At 31.1% G+C, this 19,980-nt stretch carries 24 protein-coding genes; 7 read left to right on the forward strand and 17 right to left on the reverse strand.

Going from position 1 to position 19,980, the window contains the following annotated elements:
• The first annotated feature begins 110 nt into the window (after positions 1 to 110).
• The 7 genes from Q0881_RS08940 (at position 111) to Q0881_RS08970 (ending at position 4,585) form a co-directional block, all read left to right on the forward strand.
• On the forward strand, positions 111 to 1,190 hold the full coding sequence (locus tag Q0881_RS08940) for an XRE family transcriptional regulator (RefSeq protein WP_299159152.1): 1,080 nt from the start codon (positions 111 to 113) through the stop codon (positions 1,188 to 1,190).
• Positions 1,190 to 1,627, forward strand: a complete 438-nt coding sequence (locus tag Q0881_RS08945; protein WP_299159154.1) for a hypothetical protein — start codon at positions 1,190 to 1,192, stop codon at positions 1,625 to 1,627. The genes Q0881_RS08940 and Q0881_RS08945 overlap by 1 nt, the downstream gene beginning before the upstream one ends.
• Before the next feature lie 206 nt (positions 1,628 to 1,833).
• Positions 1,834 to 2,010, forward strand: a complete 177-nt coding sequence (locus tag Q0881_RS08950) for a hypothetical protein (protein ID WP_299159156.1) — start codon at positions 1,834 to 1,836, stop codon at positions 2,008 to 2,010.
• 23 nt (positions 2,011 to 2,033) lie between these two features.
• Positions 2,034 to 2,456, forward strand: a complete 423-nt coding sequence (locus Q0881_RS08955; protein ID WP_299159158.1) for a lecithin retinol acyltransferase family protein — start codon at positions 2,034 to 2,036, stop codon at positions 2,454 to 2,456.
• 4 nt (positions 2,457 to 2,460) lie between these two features.
• A complete protein-coding gene (locus Q0881_RS08960; RefSeq protein WP_299159160.1) occupies positions 2,461 to 2,937 on the forward strand; it encodes a hypothetical protein in 477 nt (158 codons plus the stop codon).
• Positions 2,937 to 3,917: a hypothetical protein gene (locus Q0881_RS08965; RefSeq protein ID WP_299159161.1), complete on the forward strand. Its 981-nt coding sequence runs from the start codon at positions 2,937 to 2,939 to the stop codon at positions 3,915 to 3,917. Before Q0881_RS08960 ends, Q0881_RS08965 begins: the two co-directional genes overlap by 1 nt.
• Positions 3,917 to 4,585 (forward strand): hypothetical protein, encoded by a 669-nt coding sequence (locus Q0881_RS08970; RefSeq protein WP_299159163.1) that lies wholly within the window; start codon positions 3,917 to 3,919, stop codon positions 4,583 to 4,585. Before Q0881_RS08965 ends, Q0881_RS08970 begins: the two co-directional genes overlap by 1 nt.
• Here the strand turns inward: Q0881_RS08970 and Q0881_RS08975 are convergent.
• The 17 genes from Q0881_RS08975 to Q0881_RS09055 all read right to left on the reverse strand — a co-directional run bounded on the left by Q0881_RS08975 (position 4,582) and on the right by Q0881_RS09055 (position 19,967).
• On the reverse strand, positions 4,582 to 5,244 hold the full coding sequence (locus Q0881_RS08975; RefSeq protein ID WP_299159166.1) for an ATPase: 663 nt from the start codon (positions 5,242 to 5,244) through the stop codon (positions 4,582 to 4,584). The two genes, Q0881_RS08970 and Q0881_RS08975, sit on opposite strands and share 4 nt — an antisense overlap.
• Before the next feature lie 36 nt (positions 5,245 to 5,280).
• Positions 5,281 to 5,820, reverse strand: coding sequence for a hypothetical protein (locus tag Q0881_RS08980; protein ID WP_299159168.1), 540 nt, complete (start codon positions 5,818 to 5,820; stop codon positions 5,281 to 5,283).
• Between the two features lie 109 nt (positions 5,821 to 5,929).
• On the reverse strand, positions 5,930 to 6,208 hold the full coding sequence (locus tag Q0881_RS08985; RefSeq protein ID WP_299159170.1) for a helix-turn-helix domain-containing protein: 279 nt from the start codon (positions 6,206 to 6,208) through the stop codon (positions 5,930 to 5,932).
• A gap of 276 nt (positions 6,209 to 6,484) precedes the next feature.
• Positions 6,485 to 7,324, reverse strand: coding sequence for an RteC domain-containing protein (locus Q0881_RS08990; protein ID WP_299159172.1), 840 nt, complete (start codon positions 7,322 to 7,324; stop codon positions 6,485 to 6,487).
• A gap of 81 nt (positions 7,325 to 7,405) precedes the next feature.
• The gene (locus tag Q0881_RS08995) at positions 7,406 to 8,329 is read right to left on the reverse strand and encodes a hypothetical protein (protein WP_299159174.1); all 924 of its coding nucleotides are present in this window, start codon (positions 8,327 to 8,329) and stop codon (positions 7,406 to 7,408) included.
• 43 nt (positions 8,330 to 8,372) lie between these two features.
• Positions 8,373 to 9,794, reverse strand: coding sequence for a hypothetical protein (locus Q0881_RS09000; RefSeq protein WP_299159176.1), 1,422 nt, complete (start codon positions 9,792 to 9,794; stop codon positions 8,373 to 8,375).
• Positions 9,795 to 9,814: 20 nt separating this feature from the next.
• Complete coding sequence (locus Q0881_RS09005) at positions 9,815 to 10,753, reverse strand: hypothetical protein (RefSeq protein ID WP_299159179.1); 939 nt, start codon at positions 10,751 to 10,753, stop codon at positions 9,815 to 9,817.
• A 315-nt stretch (positions 10,754 to 11,068) separates the two neighbouring features.
• On the reverse strand, positions 11,069 to 11,278 hold the full coding sequence (locus tag Q0881_RS09010; protein ID WP_299159182.1) for a hypothetical protein: 210 nt from the start codon (positions 11,276 to 11,278) through the stop codon (positions 11,069 to 11,071).
• Positions 11,279 to 11,286: 8 nt separating this feature from the next.
• Positions 11,287 to 11,427 (reverse strand): nuclear transport factor 2 family protein, encoded by a 141-nt coding sequence (locus Q0881_RS09015; protein WP_299159185.1) that lies wholly within the window; start codon positions 11,425 to 11,427, stop codon positions 11,287 to 11,289.
• Positions 11,428 to 11,476: 49 nt separating this feature from the next.
• Positions 11,477 to 13,219, reverse strand: a complete 1,743-nt coding sequence (locus Q0881_RS09020) for an amidohydrolase family protein (RefSeq protein ID WP_299159188.1) — start codon at positions 13,217 to 13,219, stop codon at positions 11,477 to 11,479.
• 38 nt (positions 13,220 to 13,257) lie between these two features.
• Positions 13,258 to 13,725 carry a hypothetical protein gene (locus Q0881_RS09025; RefSeq protein ID WP_299159191.1) on the reverse strand — a complete coding sequence of 156 codons (468 nt, stop codon included), beginning with the start codon at positions 13,723 to 13,725 and terminating at the stop codon, positions 13,258 to 13,260.
• Between the two features lie 92 nt (positions 13,726 to 13,817).
• Positions 13,818 to 15,047 carry a membrane dipeptidase gene (locus Q0881_RS09030; protein WP_299159193.1) on the reverse strand — a complete coding sequence of 410 codons (1,230 nt, stop codon included), beginning with the start codon at positions 15,045 to 15,047 and terminating at the stop codon, positions 13,818 to 13,820.
• A complete protein-coding gene (locus tag Q0881_RS09035) occupies positions 15,019 to 15,597 on the reverse strand; it encodes a hypothetical protein (protein WP_299159195.1) in 579 nt (192 codons plus the stop codon). Before Q0881_RS09035 ends, Q0881_RS09030 begins: the two co-directional genes overlap by 29 nt.
• 34 nt (positions 15,598 to 15,631) lie before the next feature.
• Positions 15,632 to 16,588: an ornithine cyclodeaminase family protein gene (locus Q0881_RS09040; protein ID WP_299159198.1), complete on the reverse strand. Its 957-nt coding sequence runs from the start codon at positions 16,586 to 16,588 to the stop codon at positions 15,632 to 15,634.
• Positions 16,575 to 17,018 (reverse strand): MarR family transcriptional regulator, encoded by a 444-nt coding sequence (locus Q0881_RS09045; RefSeq protein WP_299159201.1) that lies wholly within the window; start codon positions 17,016 to 17,018, stop codon positions 16,575 to 16,577. Before Q0881_RS09045 ends, Q0881_RS09040 begins: the two co-directional genes overlap by 14 nt.
• 79 nt (positions 17,019 to 17,097) lie before the next feature.
• On the reverse strand, positions 17,098 to 18,654 hold the full coding sequence (locus Q0881_RS09050) for a M20/M25/M40 family metallo-hydrolase (protein ID WP_299159204.1): 1,557 nt from the start codon (positions 18,652 to 18,654) through the stop codon (positions 17,098 to 17,100).
• The gene (locus tag Q0881_RS09055) at positions 18,651 to 19,967 is read right to left on the reverse strand and encodes an amidohydrolase family protein (protein ID WP_299159206.1); all 1,317 of its coding nucleotides are present in this window, start codon (positions 19,965 to 19,967) and stop codon (positions 18,651 to 18,653) included. The genes Q0881_RS09050 and Q0881_RS09055 overlap by 4 nt, the downstream gene beginning before the upstream one ends.
• Positions 19,968 to 19,980: the final 13 nt, after the last annotated feature.

Below are 19,980 nucleotides of genomic sequence, written 5' to 3' on the forward strand. Positions count from 1 at the left end.
AACTTAATTCACTTATTAACATGGTGTTGAAAACTTAAGTCGCATCACCGTATAGTAAAATGTATTTTTTATTATATTTGCTATACGATTTAACAATAAATTAAATCATAATGAATGATATAGGTAATAAAATTAAAGAGTTACGAACCTTAATGAACTTATCGTTGCAAGACTTAGCTAAATTAGTTAATGTTTCCAAGGCTGCAATTCAACAATATGAGAACGGTTCCACAAAACCAAGTAATCTTGTATTGAAGAATATTGCTTCAGCTCTAGCTGTAAATGTTTGGGACTTTTATAGAATACCGAAATACAGCTTAGATTTAAACTCTGTAAGATTTAGAGATGCCCATACTTTATCAGATGCAAATAAAGAAGCAAGTACAATAAAGAAAGATGTAATAAATTACATTGAAAATTATTTGGAGTTAGAAACAATAATTGGAAGCGAAATTGTCTTTGAAAATCCTATTAATGATATGATTATTTCTAATTATAATGATATTGAAAAAGCTGTCAAAAAAGTTAGAAAAAAATGGAAGTTAGGTAACTCTCCAATAGATAGTGTTTGTAATCTATTAGAAAGTAAAGGGATAAAAATTGTCACAGTAAATAGGAATACCGGTTCGGGTGGTCTTTGCGCATGGGTAAATAATATACCTGTTATTATACTTAATGATTACCTTGAACATACAAGAGAAACTACTAGGAGAAGATTCACAATAGTACATGAATTGGGGCATTTGTTGATGAAATTTAATGATGCTACTATTGATAAAGATAAGGAAGAGTCTTTCTGCAACCGTTTTGCTGCAGCATTTTTATTAGTAGATGAAGTAGCTCATTCATTTATTGGCAAGGACAGGACTTCAATTTCTTTGGGAGAGCTTAAGGAAATTAAAACTACTTATGGAATTTCTATTAAGTCAATTATTTATAGAATGAATAGTTTAAAACTGATTGATGACAATATTAAAGATAGAATTATAAGTGAGTATGAAATTTGGTATTCTGACAGGAAAGATTTTGGAGAATATATTAAAAGTGATGAAAAGCCAAAAAGGTTTTTTGAATTACTCAGAACTGCTTTAACAGAGCAAAGAATAGAAAAATATAAAGCTTCTGAATTAAGCTCTATACCAATAGATAAACTTAAAGAATTAACCATAAAAAATTTCAACCTTAATTAGTGTTTATTTTTTACGACATAGAATATTTGTGCTTACTAAATGACGTAAAGCAATTACCTATAATAATCGAAGATGGTTACAAGGTTTTTGTTCCTCATTTGCAAATGCAAGGATATAGTGTCGATTTAAAAGAGAAAATTAGAACTTGTGAAGAAACCAATTTAGTTGAAATGTTAGATTGTGTTGGATTTCCAAGTTTTTTAAATAAGAATGAGTTAAACGATAGTGTTTTTGGCAAAGGTTTTTTATTTCTATTACATTGTTGTAAAATTAAAAACCTTGCACTTGTAATTGATAATACTAGGCGCTCACAAATAGCTTTATGTAGTAAACTAAAAATAGAAACAATCTCTATTGAAGAATTCAATAAAGAAGTAATAAAAAACGAACAGTATTATAATTTTTTAATGAGTAATAAAGATAAATTAATAGTATAAAAAAAGCTGACATCAATACTGATACCAGCCTTTGTACTTTAGATGAATTGAAATTCATCGTAAAGAATGTTTTGCAGCACGAATATACTACATATTGGGTAGATATTCTCTCTTCACGATAATTTTTCTATTTCTTAAAGTACTTCCCACAGCCTCTCTTGCAAAAGAAAGGCAATGATTATTAGTATAATTTTAAATTTTGAATAATGGCAACAAATGGAAAAAGCGGTGACAATCGCAGACATGGAGCAGTTAAAAATCGCTCACAAGTAAAAAACCCAAAAACTGGAATTTGGGTAAAAAGAAACCCAGAAACAGGAAGATTTATGGATGGTAAAACATCTAGTAAAACTCCCTTTAAAGGCGTTCGTAAAGAGAAATAGATGTTTAATTTAATAAATAGTATATGGTAAAACAATTACAATTAGTTAATCAGTTACGTCCAATTGACGTGATTGTGGCCAAGAAAAAAAATGGACTTGGTAGAATTTTGAATCACTATGTGGTTTATTTAGGGAATGGAGTTTTTATAGGAAACTTGAAAGATGGTGTCAAAACAATTCCTCAACATGAATTATTAGAACTACTTCAAGATTACGAACCTATTAAAATTAGAAGGTTTACTGGAAATCACTTCGATATCCAAAGAGCAACCCAACGAGCTTATCAAAAGATTGGACAACGATATAGCTTCTTAGGATTTAACTGTGAACACTTCGCAAACTGGGTTCAACATGGTAAAGAGAAAAGTACACAGGTTACCTATGGTTTTCTATTGTTAGCAGGATTAATCACTTTAAAAATTGCAACCAATGGAGAAAGAAAATGATAGATTGAAATATACAATTGATAGGCTCGATCATTATTATGAAAGTGTAAATAATAAGACAGCAGTTTATATAGCTATCAATACTTTTTTTACAGGTGCTATCCTAACTTTTACAATTCAGTTTAAAGATACTTTAATTAATAATCATTGGTTGATATTCTTTATATCAGCTATTATGATACTTGGTATTTTGAACTTACTGATTTTAGCTAGAATATGCATTCCATATTTCCCATATAAAGCTAACTCACTCTATTACTTCCGTTCTATTAGTGAAATGAAGTCAGAGACATTTTTTGAAAAATCTAAAGGCAGAAAAGAAAAAGAAGATACTAAAGACCTTAGAACCCAAGTACATGAATTATCATGCGGTCTTGATAAGAAATTCAAAAAACTAACTTGGGTTGGCATACTACTCATAAGTCAATTTTTTCTGTTAGTTCCAATAACATATTTAATAATTAAAAAATTAATAGCATAATGAATAATATATTTAATCCGTACCTAGATGTCATTAAAAAAGCGGTAAATAAAGACCCAAAAAGTATAAATCGATTGTACAGTAATAGCGACTCAGATTTTGATTTAAGTTATATTAAAGATTTGAGAGCTGAATTACCAACTCTTAAAAACATGAACGAATCTGTGCAATTGATGAAAGGACTAGGTACACCTTCAATAGTTAATGATTTACCTAGTTTAGGATGTCATCCAAATTTTAGTCATTTACGCGGAACACAAGAAACCGAAAATCATTGGATAATTGCAGGTTTTGTGGATGTTAAAAAAAGCACACAATTATTTAATCGATTTACCAAAGCAACTGTAGCATTAATAACAGAAGGTATAATCAAAGCTTCAATTTTTGCAGTCAATTTATGTGGTGGTTATGTTCACAGAATACAAGGAGATGGTTTAATGGTATACTTTGGAGGTCGAGGTATTGAAAAATTAGAAGCAACAAAAAACGCTCTGAAAGCTTTTTCTTTAATTTCATACTTTGTGAAAAACGATTTGAAAGAGTATTTCGAAACCAATGGTATTAAAGAGATTCATACAAGAGCAGCTATTGACTTAGGGCATGACAATCAAGTGTTGTGGCTCTATTCTGGTTTAGGTGAAGCTGGAGAAGTTACGACATGCAGTTTGTATACCAGTTTAGTTCCTAAAATGCAATCAAATGCAGTAACTAATGGTATTGTTGTAGGTCAACACATTGTTAGTCAGCTTTCAAAGGATAAGTATTTCAATAAGAAATCAAAACCAATTTGGGATTTTGAAGATGGTAGGTACTATTATCAATTTGACTTTGATTGGGAAAGGTATATTGTTGATAATGATTTGGCAGTTCAAAATTATGATGGAAAATTGTTTTTGAAAACAGAATCTCGTACAACCAATTTTAACCCTATCAATCTAGCACCAATAGCAGAAAAAAGTAAACCTTATTTTGATTTCTGATGAATGCTAGGTTAAGAAAAGATTTAAATAGTTTTTTAAGTAGCTTTTATAAGTTCGAGAGAGTAAAACTTGATAATTCAGATGAACTTGCTATTGTAGGAACTGTTGATGTAGTAGATGAAATTGGTGTTCATTGGAAATCATATAAAATAGTTATCCTTCTAAATGAAGAAAATTATCCGAATATAATCCCCAAAGTATTTGAATTAACTGACATTATCGAAAGAGATTGGGATTATCATGTTTCAAAAAAAGGTTATTGTTGTCTTGACATTCCTCACAAATTAATCAAGCAGAAACGGCGAGGGATTAATTTAACTGAATTCTACAAAAATGTTATTTATCCTTTTTTTGCCAATCATCAATTTAAATTAGCCAAAGGATCCTATGCTAATGGAGAGTACGAACATTACGATAAAGGCATAATTCAATTCTATAAAGAAGAATTTGGACTTATAGATGTAGAAGTAATTATTAAACATATTGAACTCGCCGTAGGTGAATATAAAGCTGAACCAAATAGAGAATGCCCAATATGTGGAAAGCCTAAATATAAAAAATGCTGTAAACCAATTTCAAATAGCTTATTAGTTTATGGTATTTCTCGTCTAAAATCAGATTTGGAATTATTCCGAAAACGAGCTGATGAAATATTAACGAATAGTTAATCTCTCTTATCCTTACTCCCATTATCAAACCCAATCAAATTAAATAACTCACGCATTCGAGAACGTACTCGGTTGCCATAACGTTCTTCAATTTCTTTAGCATTTAAGTTTGTAGTACAATGCGTTTTAAACTTGTATTTTAAAAACAGTTCATGACGAGAAAGTATGACTTCACCCATGACGTTACAGTCTTTACCAAAATAACGTCCTGTTGGTTCGATGCCTAAATCATCAAAACAATAAAAACGGCTATCGCCATATTGCTCAATAATTTTATAGCCGATATGATTAAAAGCAAAAGTGACATTACGTGTAGGAATCATTTCGTAAGATTGGTAATGTGGTGTGATATGACGAATAAGCTTCATCAAAGACGTTTTACCACAGCCTACAGGCCCAGAAAGCAAAACACCTTTATGTATATCAATATTCAATTTTTTACAGGCTTGCCAATCTCTAATTTGGTAATTACAAAGCTTGTAAAGTATCTCTCGGTCTTCTTTGTAGATTTTAAACTTCCTACCAAATAACAATTTTCCTTTGGCGTCCAGATACACCAGAATCTTTTCAAAATCATAAAGGATATGATTTCCTTTTAGCTTGCCGAGTTCATAATGCTTGTCAGCTTCAAAAATGATATGTGGTGTTTTATTATTCATTTAGATTCAATCATGAGATTTCCACTTTCGTGGAAACTAAAGAGGTTCGTTGTAATCCTTATCGGTAGTTGTCTTTAGGTTGTCCTGATATTGGTTAACCGTTTGTTGTTTGTTCTGCTTTTTTGAATGGTTAGCATTTGAATTTTTAAAATTTTGCTGTTTGTTATTGTTTTTTTGGTTTGTTACTGTTTGTATATGTTTGTTTATAGATACCAGCGCTTGTCCATCGCTAGTACAATTTTTGGTCTGGCTAGAGTCCATTGCTAGTCCACCACTAGTACAAAAATTGAACATCCGAATTTTGCTACCGTGAAATGAATTGTGTGAGGGCAAGTACTCAAAATAACTCCAATGATTTAATTCTCGAATGCAGCGATGATAGGTTGTTCTTGAACCAATTTTCGAAAGCTTCATTACATCATCTCTATTAATGAAAAATTCATCTCTGAAAAAATTGTTATTCCACAAGTAGAACAAAGCAAAATACAAGCTTATATGTGTAGGATTTAATCGAGAATCTTTAGAAATATGCAAGAAAACGGCATTAAGGTGTTTTATGTAATTAACTTCTTCCATAATATTATTAACAATAAAATGCCGATGCGCCAGCTGGCTCCTTCGTTAAAACAGTCCACTGGACTGTTTCTTTACACTCGACCCTATAATTGATATTTTCCAAAACAGATTAGAATTTGTTATGAACTCTATTCTTTTCTAACACTTGCATTATTTCCTGATAATCATAATACAATACACCCCCAACCTTAGTATAAGGTAGTGTACCATTAATTCTCAAATTTTGTAATGTTCCTGGAGAGATACCCAGTAAATCTCGTACTTCAGGGGATTTTAACCATTTCTTGGTTATTTCTCCAGATTGGTTGTTTAATAATTGTTTGATGTCGTCGAGTAATTCTATTTTAAAATCTCGAAGATCTTCTGTAGTTATAATTGTTGCTGCCATAGTAAAACGATTTAAAAAGTAAAGCCGCCAAGGATTCTTAATTTTTAAATGACGACTTTACCCAGATTTGACTTTCGTTTTACAAAGTTGGAGTGATTTGATGGGTTTTATTCAATAGTTGTACCTATAGTGGGTGATTTTTCTTGGGCATTTTTTCAAGTGCAAATTGAGATACTTTGATTTTTTTGATTCCATGTCAGAACAGCAAAAACATTCAAATAATATTAAAACAGTTATAAAATAAAAAACACCCAAATTGGGTGTAACTATGGTGTTTTATTCGTCAGATTTTTCTATGTAATCTAAAAAGGATGTTTTGAGTTTATCTAAATATTTCGTTTGGTTAATTTTTCTAGATTTAATTTCTATAAATGTATGATAGTAATTCCCTAAATCAACTTTAAAAATGCGTTCAGCTATTCTTGCAATATCTTTTATTTCGGCTGTTCCTTTGTTAACAGAACCACTAGCGTATAAAGCATAGACTAATTCTATTAAATCAGTTTTATTTCCTGTCCAAACTATATTACCTTGCTTTTGTTGCTGTATTAAATGATAGCCATTATTTTCTAACTTATCTATTTCTTTTTTTATATACACAATAAGCATATCATAAGCTTGAATGGTAGCCACAGATGTATCATGACTTGTTGAAAATTCGTCGTCGGTATAAAAATGATAAGTATCTGGAAATAAGCGAATATCTTCTTGTCCTCTTAAAAAATATTGTTTATCAAATACAGTTGAATTTCTTCTATAATAGAGACAAAAATCTAAATTATGATTAAAATACTCTTGCAGTTTATTTACTTCATTACTTAAAAATTTAATCTGATTTTTTGTGCTGCTCTTTGGTCGTCTATTTTCAATGCAAAACAACTTAACATAATAAATAAGCCTACTATATACCTTTGGTTTTATTTTTTTGAAGAAATAAATTTCATCTTGCTTTGTTTTGAATTGATTATCCACTACAATATTTCGGATTTTCTTTAGTGTTTCTTTAGAAATTTCAATTCCTTTTTCAGCTCGTTTTAAGACATCATCTATCTCTACTTCGAGTATTTCAAGAGTAGTTACTAGTTGTTTTTGTATTTTTTCACAATCATTAATCATTTTATACAAAAAAAGCAATCAATTAAAAAGATTGCTTAAGGTTAGATTATTCTTTTTTATTTAATCTTATTTAATCCTTTTCTATTTTTCATATTTCTTAAATCCATCTAATACCTCTTTAGATGGTGCTTTCATAATTTCATCGACGGTATTCTTTACTAAAGCATAACCACTAGGTAATTGCTCTAACAGTTGCTTTTTATTGTCAACTTTCCATTCTTGTTCGGCAATGTTTCCATAAGGTTCTTGCAAATTCCAATACGTACTAATCAACCAATATGCAAACTCCTGAACAATCACGCGCTGATAAGCTTCTTTACCATCTGCAACCATATCACTATAACTACTTACGTTATATAACCCTTTTTCTATAGCAGTATTCATTACTTTGGTAATTTCAGAATTTCCCTCAGTAAAACTCCATTGTTCAGGATACACAAAATGAAGGCCTATGTCGGTAATAAAGTGTAATAGATGCTCTACTACTTCCATGGCTTGTCTTCTTTCTACATTAGTCATAATAACATCGCAGACACTATATTTATCGCTCATAAAAGCCTCGTCTAATCCTTTATTAGTATCTTCTGATGCAGAATCATGGTGTTCGCTTAAAACAGGAATTAATGAACCGTATTGAATAAATGTATTTAATACTTCTTGTTGTTTTTTAATATCTATTCCATCACCTTGAGGAAACATTTGGTGATAGGTAGTGGCAACTTCCTGTAAAAATTCATCAGAGACATTGCCCATAGCTGCAAAAATAGTCCCATAGGTTTCCATGCGTTTTGGAAATACTTTAAATTCTAAACTTGCAGTAATCTTCACAATTTTGTTATTAACATCTACTGTCTTATTATTCAAAGGCTTTTTCAAAACTGCCCACCCTAACTTATCATTAGCTTTTTTTTCAGAAGCATTTTTACAACTAATTACAACTATCAAAACTATAGAAGTTAATGTGTAAGCAATTTTTTTAGTTAATGCTAAATTGATTGTTTTCATAAATTAATTATTTAGATTTAAATGCATTTCCTTTTTTGTATAACTATAGTTTTAGAATCTGGTCTTTGAATTTTAATTTCTCAACATTTCTTAATGTATTTGATCCATCTCGTTTGCTTATTTTATCGTTTACGTTGATAACTCCAGCTCTTGTACTGATAGTATATTCGCTTTTATTACCCGAGAAAATAATAATATTGTCTCCTTTATTTCCCGTAATATCATTATCTAATTCATTTACTATTACAGAAGTATTATTAGCACCTAAAAGCGTAATATCCTTTAAATATCTTGAGTGATGTGTATAAGGGATGCTTTCATTAAAAGATAAAGAGAATGTGCCTTTAAAACCTGAATCAATTCTAGCATTATAGGTTAAATAGGGATGAAAGAACGTATTATCCATAATTGCAGCACCTTTAGGGTCTTTTGCAGCAATATCAGCTCTGGTTTTAGCAATATACCCTCCCCACATACCATGTGTTTCACTTCCTTGCCAAGCGCCCCATAATCCGTAATAAGAATCTATTACTGATGCTAAGTATTCTTGAGTCAAACTGTTCTCTTCGTCCCACTCTTTTACAATATTCGTAAAACGAGGGCCTGAAGCCCATAATTTATTTGATAATGCATATTTTTGTGCTGTGCGTATTTCTTTTTGATATTCTGGAGCAGTACCAGGTCTCGTATTGGGGCCATCTACACCAATACCATTATCATGCACAAAATGTAAAATTTCTTCATAAGAGGCATCTCTATGATCAAAATCTTGATTTACATACCAAGAATGGCCTTCTACTTGCATTTCATTTTTAAATAGTGGCTGTGCATCTACTTCAATCTTATTACTACCATCATCTTGACCGTTCATTAAAGCTAAAACGGCATTGTTCTCGGTCATTTTATTAGCTATTTTCCCTTTATTAGACCCGTATTTTGAGCCTGGATAGTCTTTTAAAAAATGCTCTAAAATACTTCTGCTACGTACAGCTTGTTCGTTTGTTACATCATCTTGTATAACGATATGAATTGCTTTGCCATTGGGAGCAATAACTTTGGTATAACGGTTAAAGTTATTAACATACTCCTTTCCTAAACTTTTAGGAACTGCTTCAATACCTAACGAAGGATCAATTACATTTTTAGTAGATGTTTTTACTTTTTTAGATTTAGTTGAAGCTTGTGCTTTCCTATTTTTTACAATGACCAATACTTGAAACTCTCCTTTATCGTTTACATACATTTTTGGAGTAAATTCCTGATTCATTATTTTAGACATAACCGCTGAAAATTTGGTTTTGGTACCATCTTCATAATACACGGGTAGTGCATCTGTAGGTGGCTGCCTTGTCATAAGTTCATTCATGGTTAGCAACTTTAACCCTTTAGGGACAAAAGAATAGTCTTGAGCGTTAACTGCTATAGTAGAAAATAAAACTGCTATAATTAATACTATTTTTTTCATGTCTCTTTGATTTTTAAATTTTATTTAATGCCTGAATATTTAATATTCTGTTGATACTTATAATTACCATTTGGCCACATATGTATTGGATATACATATTGATCCGATTCAAATAATTTTATAATTTCTGGTAATTTTTCTTGAAGTGCTTTTCTTGTTTTTACTCGCATTTCATCTGAAAACAAGTCTGCTTGAGAATCGAGATAGGCTGCTGATGCCAAATAGACAAATTCTATAGTTTTACACTCATCATCGCAGGTTTCATCATCGTATGCATAAAGACCATTATCATTTGCATACTTCCAGATTTTAAACAATGTACTACCTACATTTCTTTGATAACTGAATACTTTAGGTAGCATTTTTACAAATCCAGCATTCATAATAAGATGGTGTACTTCTTCTTGAGAAGCATCTCTTCTCCTTGGGTTATTTGTTTCTTCTGCAGATAAGTCTTGTAATTCGCTATCTGGAAACGCTGAAAAGAGCTCACTATACTGTCTATTACCAAAACCTTTGTCTGACATAAGGATAACAGGTTTCGTTTTTTTAAGGGTATTTAAAAGGTTTATATCATCAATTTTACCATCTTGATCATTATCTAACCATTGCGCAGCCACTTGAGCTGCATGCTTAAGCTTGACATCAGGCACATTTTTGGTTCCATAAATTGTATAGGCATCAAAAACGACTGCTGATTTAACAAAATATCCAACTGGTGAGCTTGATAGTTTGTTTTTTTGATCTTTAAATTCATCTGGAACATTGTTTTTACCTTTTTTATTACTAGTTTTCTTTTTTTTCTTAACTATCATAACTTTAAAATTCCCGTTGTCGTCTACATACATAAGTGGTTCTAATTCTTCACTCATTATTTTAGGTATTATTGCCGAAAATGTTGTTTTAGTACCATCTTCAAAATACACAGGAAGCGCATCTGTAGGGGGTGGCTTAGACATAAGTTCTTGTATGGTTAGTAATTTTAATCTTTTATCAACAAAAGGATAATCCTGAGCATATGTCAATAACGTCACTAATAGTAAACATGCAATTAATATGACTTTTTTCATATTATTAATTATTTAGAGCAAAAGTAAACCTCTTATATAATTTGTTTATAAAAATTAAGTTCGAATGAGCTTATCCGAACTTAATTATTTTCTTGAAGTAAGTTGTTTTTTCTCAAATCCTGAAAGAAGCATTTTTGTTCTTTCGTTCATTTTAGTTTTAAAAAACGATGTCCCTCCCAATAAAAATCCTTTAAAACCTAAAGCTTATTTTGCCCAACTATGCAGGCTAAAAACGTCTATATGTTCAATAATTTTATCGTTTTTCAACTTAAAACTAGCGTTTACCTTATTATGAACTTTTCTTCCTGTTTTTGTATAAATATAAATGGTTTGCCAATTGGCATAAGCTAGGTCATCTATATATTCTATATTAGAAACTTTAACAATTACATCTTCTTTTTTTGAGAACCACATAACAATTTTCACATGTTTTTGGCTTTATCTCCTTTTAATGTTCCAAATGCTGGGTCATTGAATACAATATCTTCATGGTAACACTGTACCATAGCTTCTGCATCTATTTTTGAGAATGCTTTATAAAAATTTTCAATTATTGTTTTCATCAGCTTATAGCTTCTCAATTAGCAAAAAAGTTTTAAAATTCCAATTTCCTTAAAACACTACAATTAACTCTTCTTTTGAAATTTTTTTATCACCGTTGGTATCAATAGATTCAAATTGACTTTTATATTGATTTGGAACTTCTTCTTTTACCAAAAAACCATCTTTATTTTTATCGAGGCTATTAAAAATGTTCTCGAATTCTTTTGGAAATGTTTTCGTTTTAGTGATTTCTTTAGCCCCACTTGCAATAAATAATGGTGTCACTGCGCTATCTTTATTTCTTAATTCTTCACCAGAATAAATAACGCCTCGTTTTACGACATAAAAAGGCGTATTCCAAGATTTGACAGATACTAATGGATTGTTTTCGTAAACAAGAAATGATCCATCTTTACCAATTGTTATTTTACCTAATTCTTTTTCAAAACCAGTTGCTTCTGCATTTACAATAGCTGCAGCGTTTAATGTTTGAAAAGGCGTCATTCCAATTTTATCATTTAATAAGCGATATTCTATATGTGCTCCAATAACACCAGCTTCATTCTGCACTACATCACTACCAGCTGCAATTTTAACTCCAGCTCTATAGGCAGCACTTGCAAGTACCTGTGGTAATGTTAATTTCTCTCTTTTCACTCCATCTTCTTCATATACCGCCAGTGTAACGTCCAAAATAGAATTATACTTCACCATTTCTTTCCAAAGTTTGGCTCCGCCTTTTTTATTGATAATTTCTTCTGTTGGATTTGATATATCTTCTTTATTTAAATCAATAACGCCTTCAATCATATCGGCATGCGAAAGCACTTGCACACCACCCTGAACTGTATTTAATGCATTGGCTGGTGTTGTCGCCAAATGTGACCAGACTTTCAATCCTGCTTTTTTTGCTGCTATTGCAACCCTCTTTACCGTTTCTGCATCAACATCAAAATACATTTTTACACCTGTAGAGCCAATACCTTTTACTCGTTGCATCAAGGCTGTAAGGTCTATATCTTTACTGACTTCATGAGCCCAAGGACCTGTTCCCATTTTTACACCTAACGATGATGCAATAATACGAGGGTCTCCAAAAAATTGAGAACCTGCTAAAATACTAGAATAATGAATATCTGGACTCAATATTTGCCCAGTTAGTGCTTGTCTTGAATAATAAACAAGTGCTCGTCCATCTCCGCCCATATCACGAACTCCTAAAATACCTTTCCCCAACATCTTTCTTAAATGTTTTGAAGCATCTACATAAGTTGTACTATTTGGATCTGTAGCTAAATGTACATGAGCGTCTATAAGACCTGGCATTACATATTTACCTTTTAAATCTACAATAGTAGCATCAGATGGGTAATTGCCATTAGAACCTTTTTTAATACCAGATATTTTACCATCTGTAAGTATTATTGTGGTGTTTTTCTCTACTTTAGTGCTAGAACCATCAATAAGGTTTACATTTTTAAAAACAGTAACTTGTGGTTTCTCTTCTTTAACTCCTGCTATCGCAATTTCACCTGATAACATTTTATTGATATATTCTTTTAGTTTATTAGATTTACTGCTATCCAGTATTATTTTTAATGCTGCTTTTTTTAAGTCATCATTTGGTGCTTGTTTTACAATCTGTGCAATATTTTCACTAACACTATCTAAATCGTTATTTTCGGCTAGTCTATCTAAACCTATAGTCATTTCTATAAGTTGGGTCTTAATAGCTCCTGGAATTTCTGTTTGACTGTAGGATAATTGATGTACTCCTAAAGTAATTAATACTATTACTACTATTTTTTTCATTTTATTATATTTTAAAAATTAATTTATAACTAGTCTTCTTAAAATACTTTTACTAGTTCTTCTTTGGAAATTTTTTTATCACCATTGGCGTCAATAGTTTCAAATTGACTCTTATATTGATTAGGAACCTCTTCTTTTACCAAAAAACCATCTTCGTTTTTATCAAGGCCCGTAAACATATCTTCAAATCTTTTTGAATATTTGCTTTTCTTTTTATCTTTCTTAACATTATTTCTTGACAATACTTTCTCTGCATGTTTTCTTACTTTCGCAGAAGATGTATTTTCTAATATTAATTTTAAAGCTTCTTTTTTCATTTCTGCATTCGGTGCGTTGCTTAACAACTCAGTAATTTTTGTTTCTATTACTTTAGTATCTTTTTCTGAATCCAACTGTTTTGTTAAATCAATGATCATTGATTTAACTTCTGAAGGCATTACCATTTGCCCAAAAGTAATTTGACTTGACCCTAACATTACAAGTAATACAACAATAACTTTTTTCATTTTTTATTAGTTTAAATTTATTTATTAGTTGCAAAATACAACTATTTTTATATTTGACGAAGAATCATCCTTTTTGTTACATTAAAATTATGTTAATGTCTAAATATTTGTGTTAAGACTCTTTTAAAATTATCACCTAAAACCATTTTAATATGTTCATCTTTATATCCTTTTTTCAATAAACCTTCTGCGATATCGTAAGTTCTATGTGGGTGATTAAGTTTATCTATTGTTAGCAAATAATCTTTATTAGTGTGTGTTTGATATTTTGCAGGAGCATTTTCTAATCTTGCTTTTCTTTGCTCTAATGGAATATAGTCTTCAGTGTATAAGCTTTGGTCACTACCTATTCCTACATATTCAACACCAACTAATTGGGCAACATGATCTATATGATTTAAAAAATCATCAAAAGAAACGGGTTCTTTTTCACTTATCATAAACCGTAAAATAGGCATACCTATAACACCACCAGTTTTAGCCATAGCCTTAATGGCTTCATCAGTTTTTGCTCTTGCAACTCCTTTTGCAATAGTTCTACACGCTCCATGCGTAATTAAAACAGGTTTACTACTTGCTTCAATGCCCCCTAATGTAGTATTATCCCCACAATGAGAAACATCAACTCCCATACCTACTTGATTCATACGCTCAACAACTTGCTTTCCGTAGGCTGTTATTCCGGAATCTACATCTTCAAAAGCGCCGCATCCAATTCTGTTTTTATCATTATAAGTTAACTGAGATACACGTTGCCCCAATCCATAGAAAAGATTTACATCATCTAAAGTTTTAAAATGCTTTGAATCTTGATTGGTAATCAGCATACCAATCTTTTCTGATATGTTAATATTTTTAAGTTTCTCTTTAGTATCTATGCGTTCAAAATACTTAGGATTGGAAGCTATAATTCCGTTTTGAGCTGCCATAAACAAAAGCATTTCTTCATAAGAGGGACGCATATCTCCCCAACCAAACACATTAATCCCACAACTTTTAACAAATTCATAATCTTTTTCAGTAAACGAATTTGGCACGCTTTCCCATAGTTCAGTTAATGACATTCCATTTCGTTGATGAACCCAATCGCCATAACCTCCAAGCATATCGATACAAGTGGCATCTCTTACCAATTGTACAGCTTCTTTAGAGTATGTTTTTAGAGCATCATTTTCAGGTAAAACAGCTTTTTTCATACCCTTTTTAGCATCTAGTTCTTTTTCGCCTGTCTTAGTATTACACATAACTAACGATGGCAAAACTACTCCCGCAGCTGCAGTCATTCCTAATTTTTTAAGAAATGTTCTTCTGTGTGTTGTCATTTTTATTATTTTTAGATTTTGTGGCAAAATAGCCAAGCATAATACCAAGCAGTAAATTAAAAACAGATAGCAAACCTATTTGCAAGTGTTTTGGTAATATAAATACTAGAGTTAAGGCGGGAATCCATAACCAAATTAAAGACCACCAAGCCTTTTGAAGGCTATCCCAATCCATTTCTTTTCTTTCAATTTTATTGTCAGTAAATCTGTGAAAAGTAACAAAGACAGGACCATAAATAATATTCGCAAAAAAAGAAACTGATAGTGCATACAAAAAGGTTCCTTCTGCCAAATTAAACCACCATCCTTTAGCTATTATCGTATCCATGAATGCAAAAAAACCAGTAAAAGCATATTTGAAAGTAATTCCTAAAAAGGCCCATACTAGTGCTTTTAATAATAGGTTTGTTGGTCCTGGTCCAAAAAAATACCATTTGCCAATCCTAATACGTACAGCTATAAGTTCTCCTATTGTCCCTAACACTCCTATTTGAAGTGCACTCGATAATAATGGATAGGTTTTCACAAAGTATAAGTAATCTTCTATCATATGTAATATATTAGTTGTTACATACAACTATTAATTATAAGGCTTTCTTTATTTTTTTATAACAAAAATTAGCCACAGCCAAATCTTCTATTCCTAACCCTAAAGAATTAAAAACAGTTGTCTTGGATTTATTTATTATAGTTGTATCATGTAAAATTTCATTAATATTAGCTTTAATTATATCTCTTACGGGTATATTATTTTCTTTAGCTGGAATTAATAAATCACCAGATTCATTAATGGCAGATTCATAATTATCCACAAACACATCTGCATTAAGTATTATAGCACTCTTTAATTCTCTACTATTAGGAGTACAAGCTCCAACCGCATTGATATGTGTACCTTTTTTTAGCCATGATTGTTCTAAAATTGGAGTGTTTGAAGCAGTAACAGTACAAATTATATCTGCACTTTTAACCGCTTCTTTTACTGAATTTACTACTTGAAAAGACACACTCCGATTCTCTTTAGAAACTTTCTTAATGACTTTACTAGCATTATTTCTATTCCTACTCCAAATAAATACTTCTTCTATATCTCTTACCAATAAAATGGCCTCTAAATGCTTTTCTGCTTGTTTACCACTTCCTAAAACACATAACTTTTTTGAATCATTTACTGCTAATAAATCAGTCATTAAAGCGCTTACTGCTGCCGTTCTAATTGCAGTTACTTCGTCTGCTTCTAAACTCATTAATAATTTCCCTGTAATTGTTTCAAAAAGATGCAATATACCTTGATGTGAACTTAATCCCTTTTTATAATTCTCCGAAAAAACACTTAGCACTTTAACTCCCATGACATTATATGGTCTAATATAAGCAGGCATCATCCCGAAAATCTTATTTTTTTCAACAATCATTTTAGAACGCAAGGGATTTACTATATCTACAGATGTATCTAACATGAATAAAGATTTCATTACACCTATGCATTCTTGCATTGATATTAATTGACTTACTTGTTCATTATTTCTAAAAATCATCATCTATAATATTTTTTATCATTTGATCTAAAACTTTTTTAACAGTATTTAGATCTGCAACACTAATATTCTTTTCGGCTTTCTCTGTTATAGAATCAGCTATTTTTAAAGATCTTTTTTTAATATTTCTACCTTCGTCTGTTAAAAAAATTAATTTATTTCTCTTATCTGGTTTTGAACATGTCCTAAAAATTAACCCTTTTTTTTCTAAATCAACAATCTGTCTTGCTATTGTACTTTTTTCTTTATTAGCTCTTATAGAAAGATCTCTTTGATTTACACCATCTTCACTCCATAAATAAAACAAAAGCCTCCATTGTTCAACCGTGATTTTCACATTATTCTTATTAAATTCCTCATGCAGCTTACTTATTAAAAGCCGTTCCGTAACACTTATTAGTCTTGATGATGAATTATATGTTTGTTTTTTCATGTATATAAAATTAGTTGCAATTTACAACTCTTTTGTTAAAAACAGCCAATAATCAAACAGAAAATAATGTTTTTATTAATTATTTTCTTGGCATCATTTCATCACGCATCGCAGCATGGTAAATAAACCCAGCCACAATGGCGGCATTGCGTTTCATAGAATCTTCTTTTACCAAATCGATCATATCCGTACTTACATGTAATTGGTGACTAAAATAATAGCTTGGATCATAAATCCATTCAAAAGCGGGGATTCCTAAAGCATCAAAGCCTAAATGATCTGTACAACAGGCATTTTGTATGGTTGTGGTTTTTGCTCCATATTCATGAAATGATTTTAAATACGCATCAAAAATGGGGCGCACTTTTGTATTTCCTTGTGTAAATATACCACGGACATCATGTCCGTTTTGATCCATATTAAAGTATACTGATATTTTTGATTGCTCTGTTTTAGTTGCCCCTGTATTAATATCTCCTACATATTTTTTGATATATCCTAAAGACCCATTAAGTCCTTCTTCTTCTCCATCCCATAGTGCAATACGAATTGTTCTTCTTGGTTTTACTCCAATGGCTTTTAAAATTCTCATAGCTTCCATAATGGTTGCAGAACCTGCTCCATTATCAGCAGCACCTGTACCACCAACTTTCGAATCAAAATGCGCTCCTACCAAAACAATTTCATCTTTAAGTTTTGGATCTGTGCCCTTAATATCTGCCAATACATTTACATGGTATTCTGGGTTATCATAGAATCGAGCATTCAGCTGTAATTTTAATTTTAGTTGAACTCTGGTACTATTAATATTCATCATTCTTAGATATTGGTCCTTTGCAATCGAAAAATGAGGCACCGGTTTTAAATCACCAATATTTTTATACGGTGTAGACTCTACACTAACAATTCCTAAGCCTTTAGAACTGGAAGTAATAACTGCCGCTACCTCTTCATCTAAAAGAAATTGTTGCAATTTGTTATAACTTTCATCTGGACTTCTATTTATATATTCTAAAAACTTTTTAAATGGTGGTAAGCCTCCATTATCCAATCCTTCTGGATCATCTGCTAGCTTACTACTTGAGGCTGCTTCTAAGCGTTTATCTGAGAAATTTTCAATATTTACATCTTCAACTTCAGGAATATGAGGCGACATTAGAATTTTACCTTTTAACTGTCCCTTATATTTTTTAAGTTCATTAAGGTTTTTATGATTCACAACAATAATTTCTCCAGTTACTTCACCATTCGTACTTTTTACCCATTGATATGGAAGTGCATTTATTGCCATAAAAGTAGGGGCTACCATTTCAACATTATAGAATTCATAATTCCAACCTCGTAATGTATTATCATAAGTATCAAATCTAGGGTCATCAAGCCCCCATTTTTCCATGCGCTGTTTAGCCCATGTGGCTGCATTATAATATTTTTCAGATCCTGTAATACGTGGCCCATATACATCGGCTATGTATATAAGGGTTTGCATTACTTGTGAATTATCAAATGCTTCCTTCTTAATTTCTTCAATAACTTTCTGATTGATTCTTTCTTGAGTTTTCTCTTTTTGTTGCGCTTTTACACAAGAAATAAATACAAGAAATATAAACCCTAATGCTTTTATTTTATCTTTCATTTTTTTAAAATATATAATTCCCAAAAAGATTTCTCTCCTTCATTCTTTTCTAAGTTCACTAATTTTCCGTCTTTAATAACCATTTTTAGTGTTCTAATATTTGAAATGTTCTCTAATGGGTTTTTTTCCAATACAATTAAGTCTGCTAATTTTCCTACTTCAATGGTTCCTAAACGATCTTGCATTCCCATAGCTTCAGCCGAATTTATCGTTGCGGCCTTAATGGCATCTAATTCACTTAGACCAGAAAAAACAAGCTGTTCAATCTCTAAAAGCCCAATTTCACTTATAGGGTTTGAATCACTACCTGTAGTTATTTTCACACCAGCTTTTATCGCTTTTTGTAAAATTTTACGTTGCTTTTTAGCGAAAGTATTATCGCGTTCATCGGCATAAGCCACAAGAGTTCTTCCGTCTATAACATCTTTTGAGCTTATAAACCCGGCAGATTTAATCCGGTTTTCTCGTTCTTTAATATAATCTGCACTTAAATTACAGACTATGGTTGGGTCATAAAAAACATTTTTATCTGCCATTAATTGTATGGTCTTATCACTTAACAAATAACCATGCTCTATCATATCAATACCATAATTTATGGCAATTCGGGCTTTCTCATTAGAAGCATGGCCAGTAACCTTAACCCTTAAATTATGAGCTGTTTCAATGGCCACTTTTATTTCTTCATTTTTCATTCTATCAACCATAATTTTTATGATTTCAGCACCACTTTCAACATTTGTTTCTACTGCTTTTTTTATAGCATCCAGCCCTTTTGCGCTTTTAACTAGCCAATCACCATCGCCGTGAGAAGATATTGGATTACCTGAAGGAATAATTCGAGGACCAACAAGCACATTTTCATCAAAAGCTTTTTTTAAAGCAACATCAATAAATTTTTGTTCTCCTACTACTCTTAATGTTGTAAATCCTGCTTTCAGAGCATCCGCCGCATTTCTTGCACTTCTATATGCCGCCGAAAAAGCGGACTCATTTTCCAGAAGACTATTAGTATCAGGAAGCAAATCTGATAAATGCGAGTGATTATTCCACAACCCAGTAAGCACATAATCTCCTTTTAAATCTAACACTTTTGTTTTTTTATTCTTTTTAGAAAGGTGATAAGCGTTTGTATCAATTTTAATGATTTTATTACCTTTTATCTGTATGGTGCTACTTTTTTGAAGTGTTCCATCTACGTTATTAATAATTATAGCATTGGTTAAAACTAAATCTGAAATATTATTTTGAGCATTTATGAACCTTATTGAACTTAAAAATAATATTGCTAAGGAAAAATAAATTTTATTCATTTTTTATGACAAT

This window comes from uncultured Tenacibaculum sp., assembly GCF_947494125.1.
Lineage (GTDB): Bacteria > Bacteroidota > Bacteroidia > Flavobacteriales > Flavobacteriaceae > Polaribacter.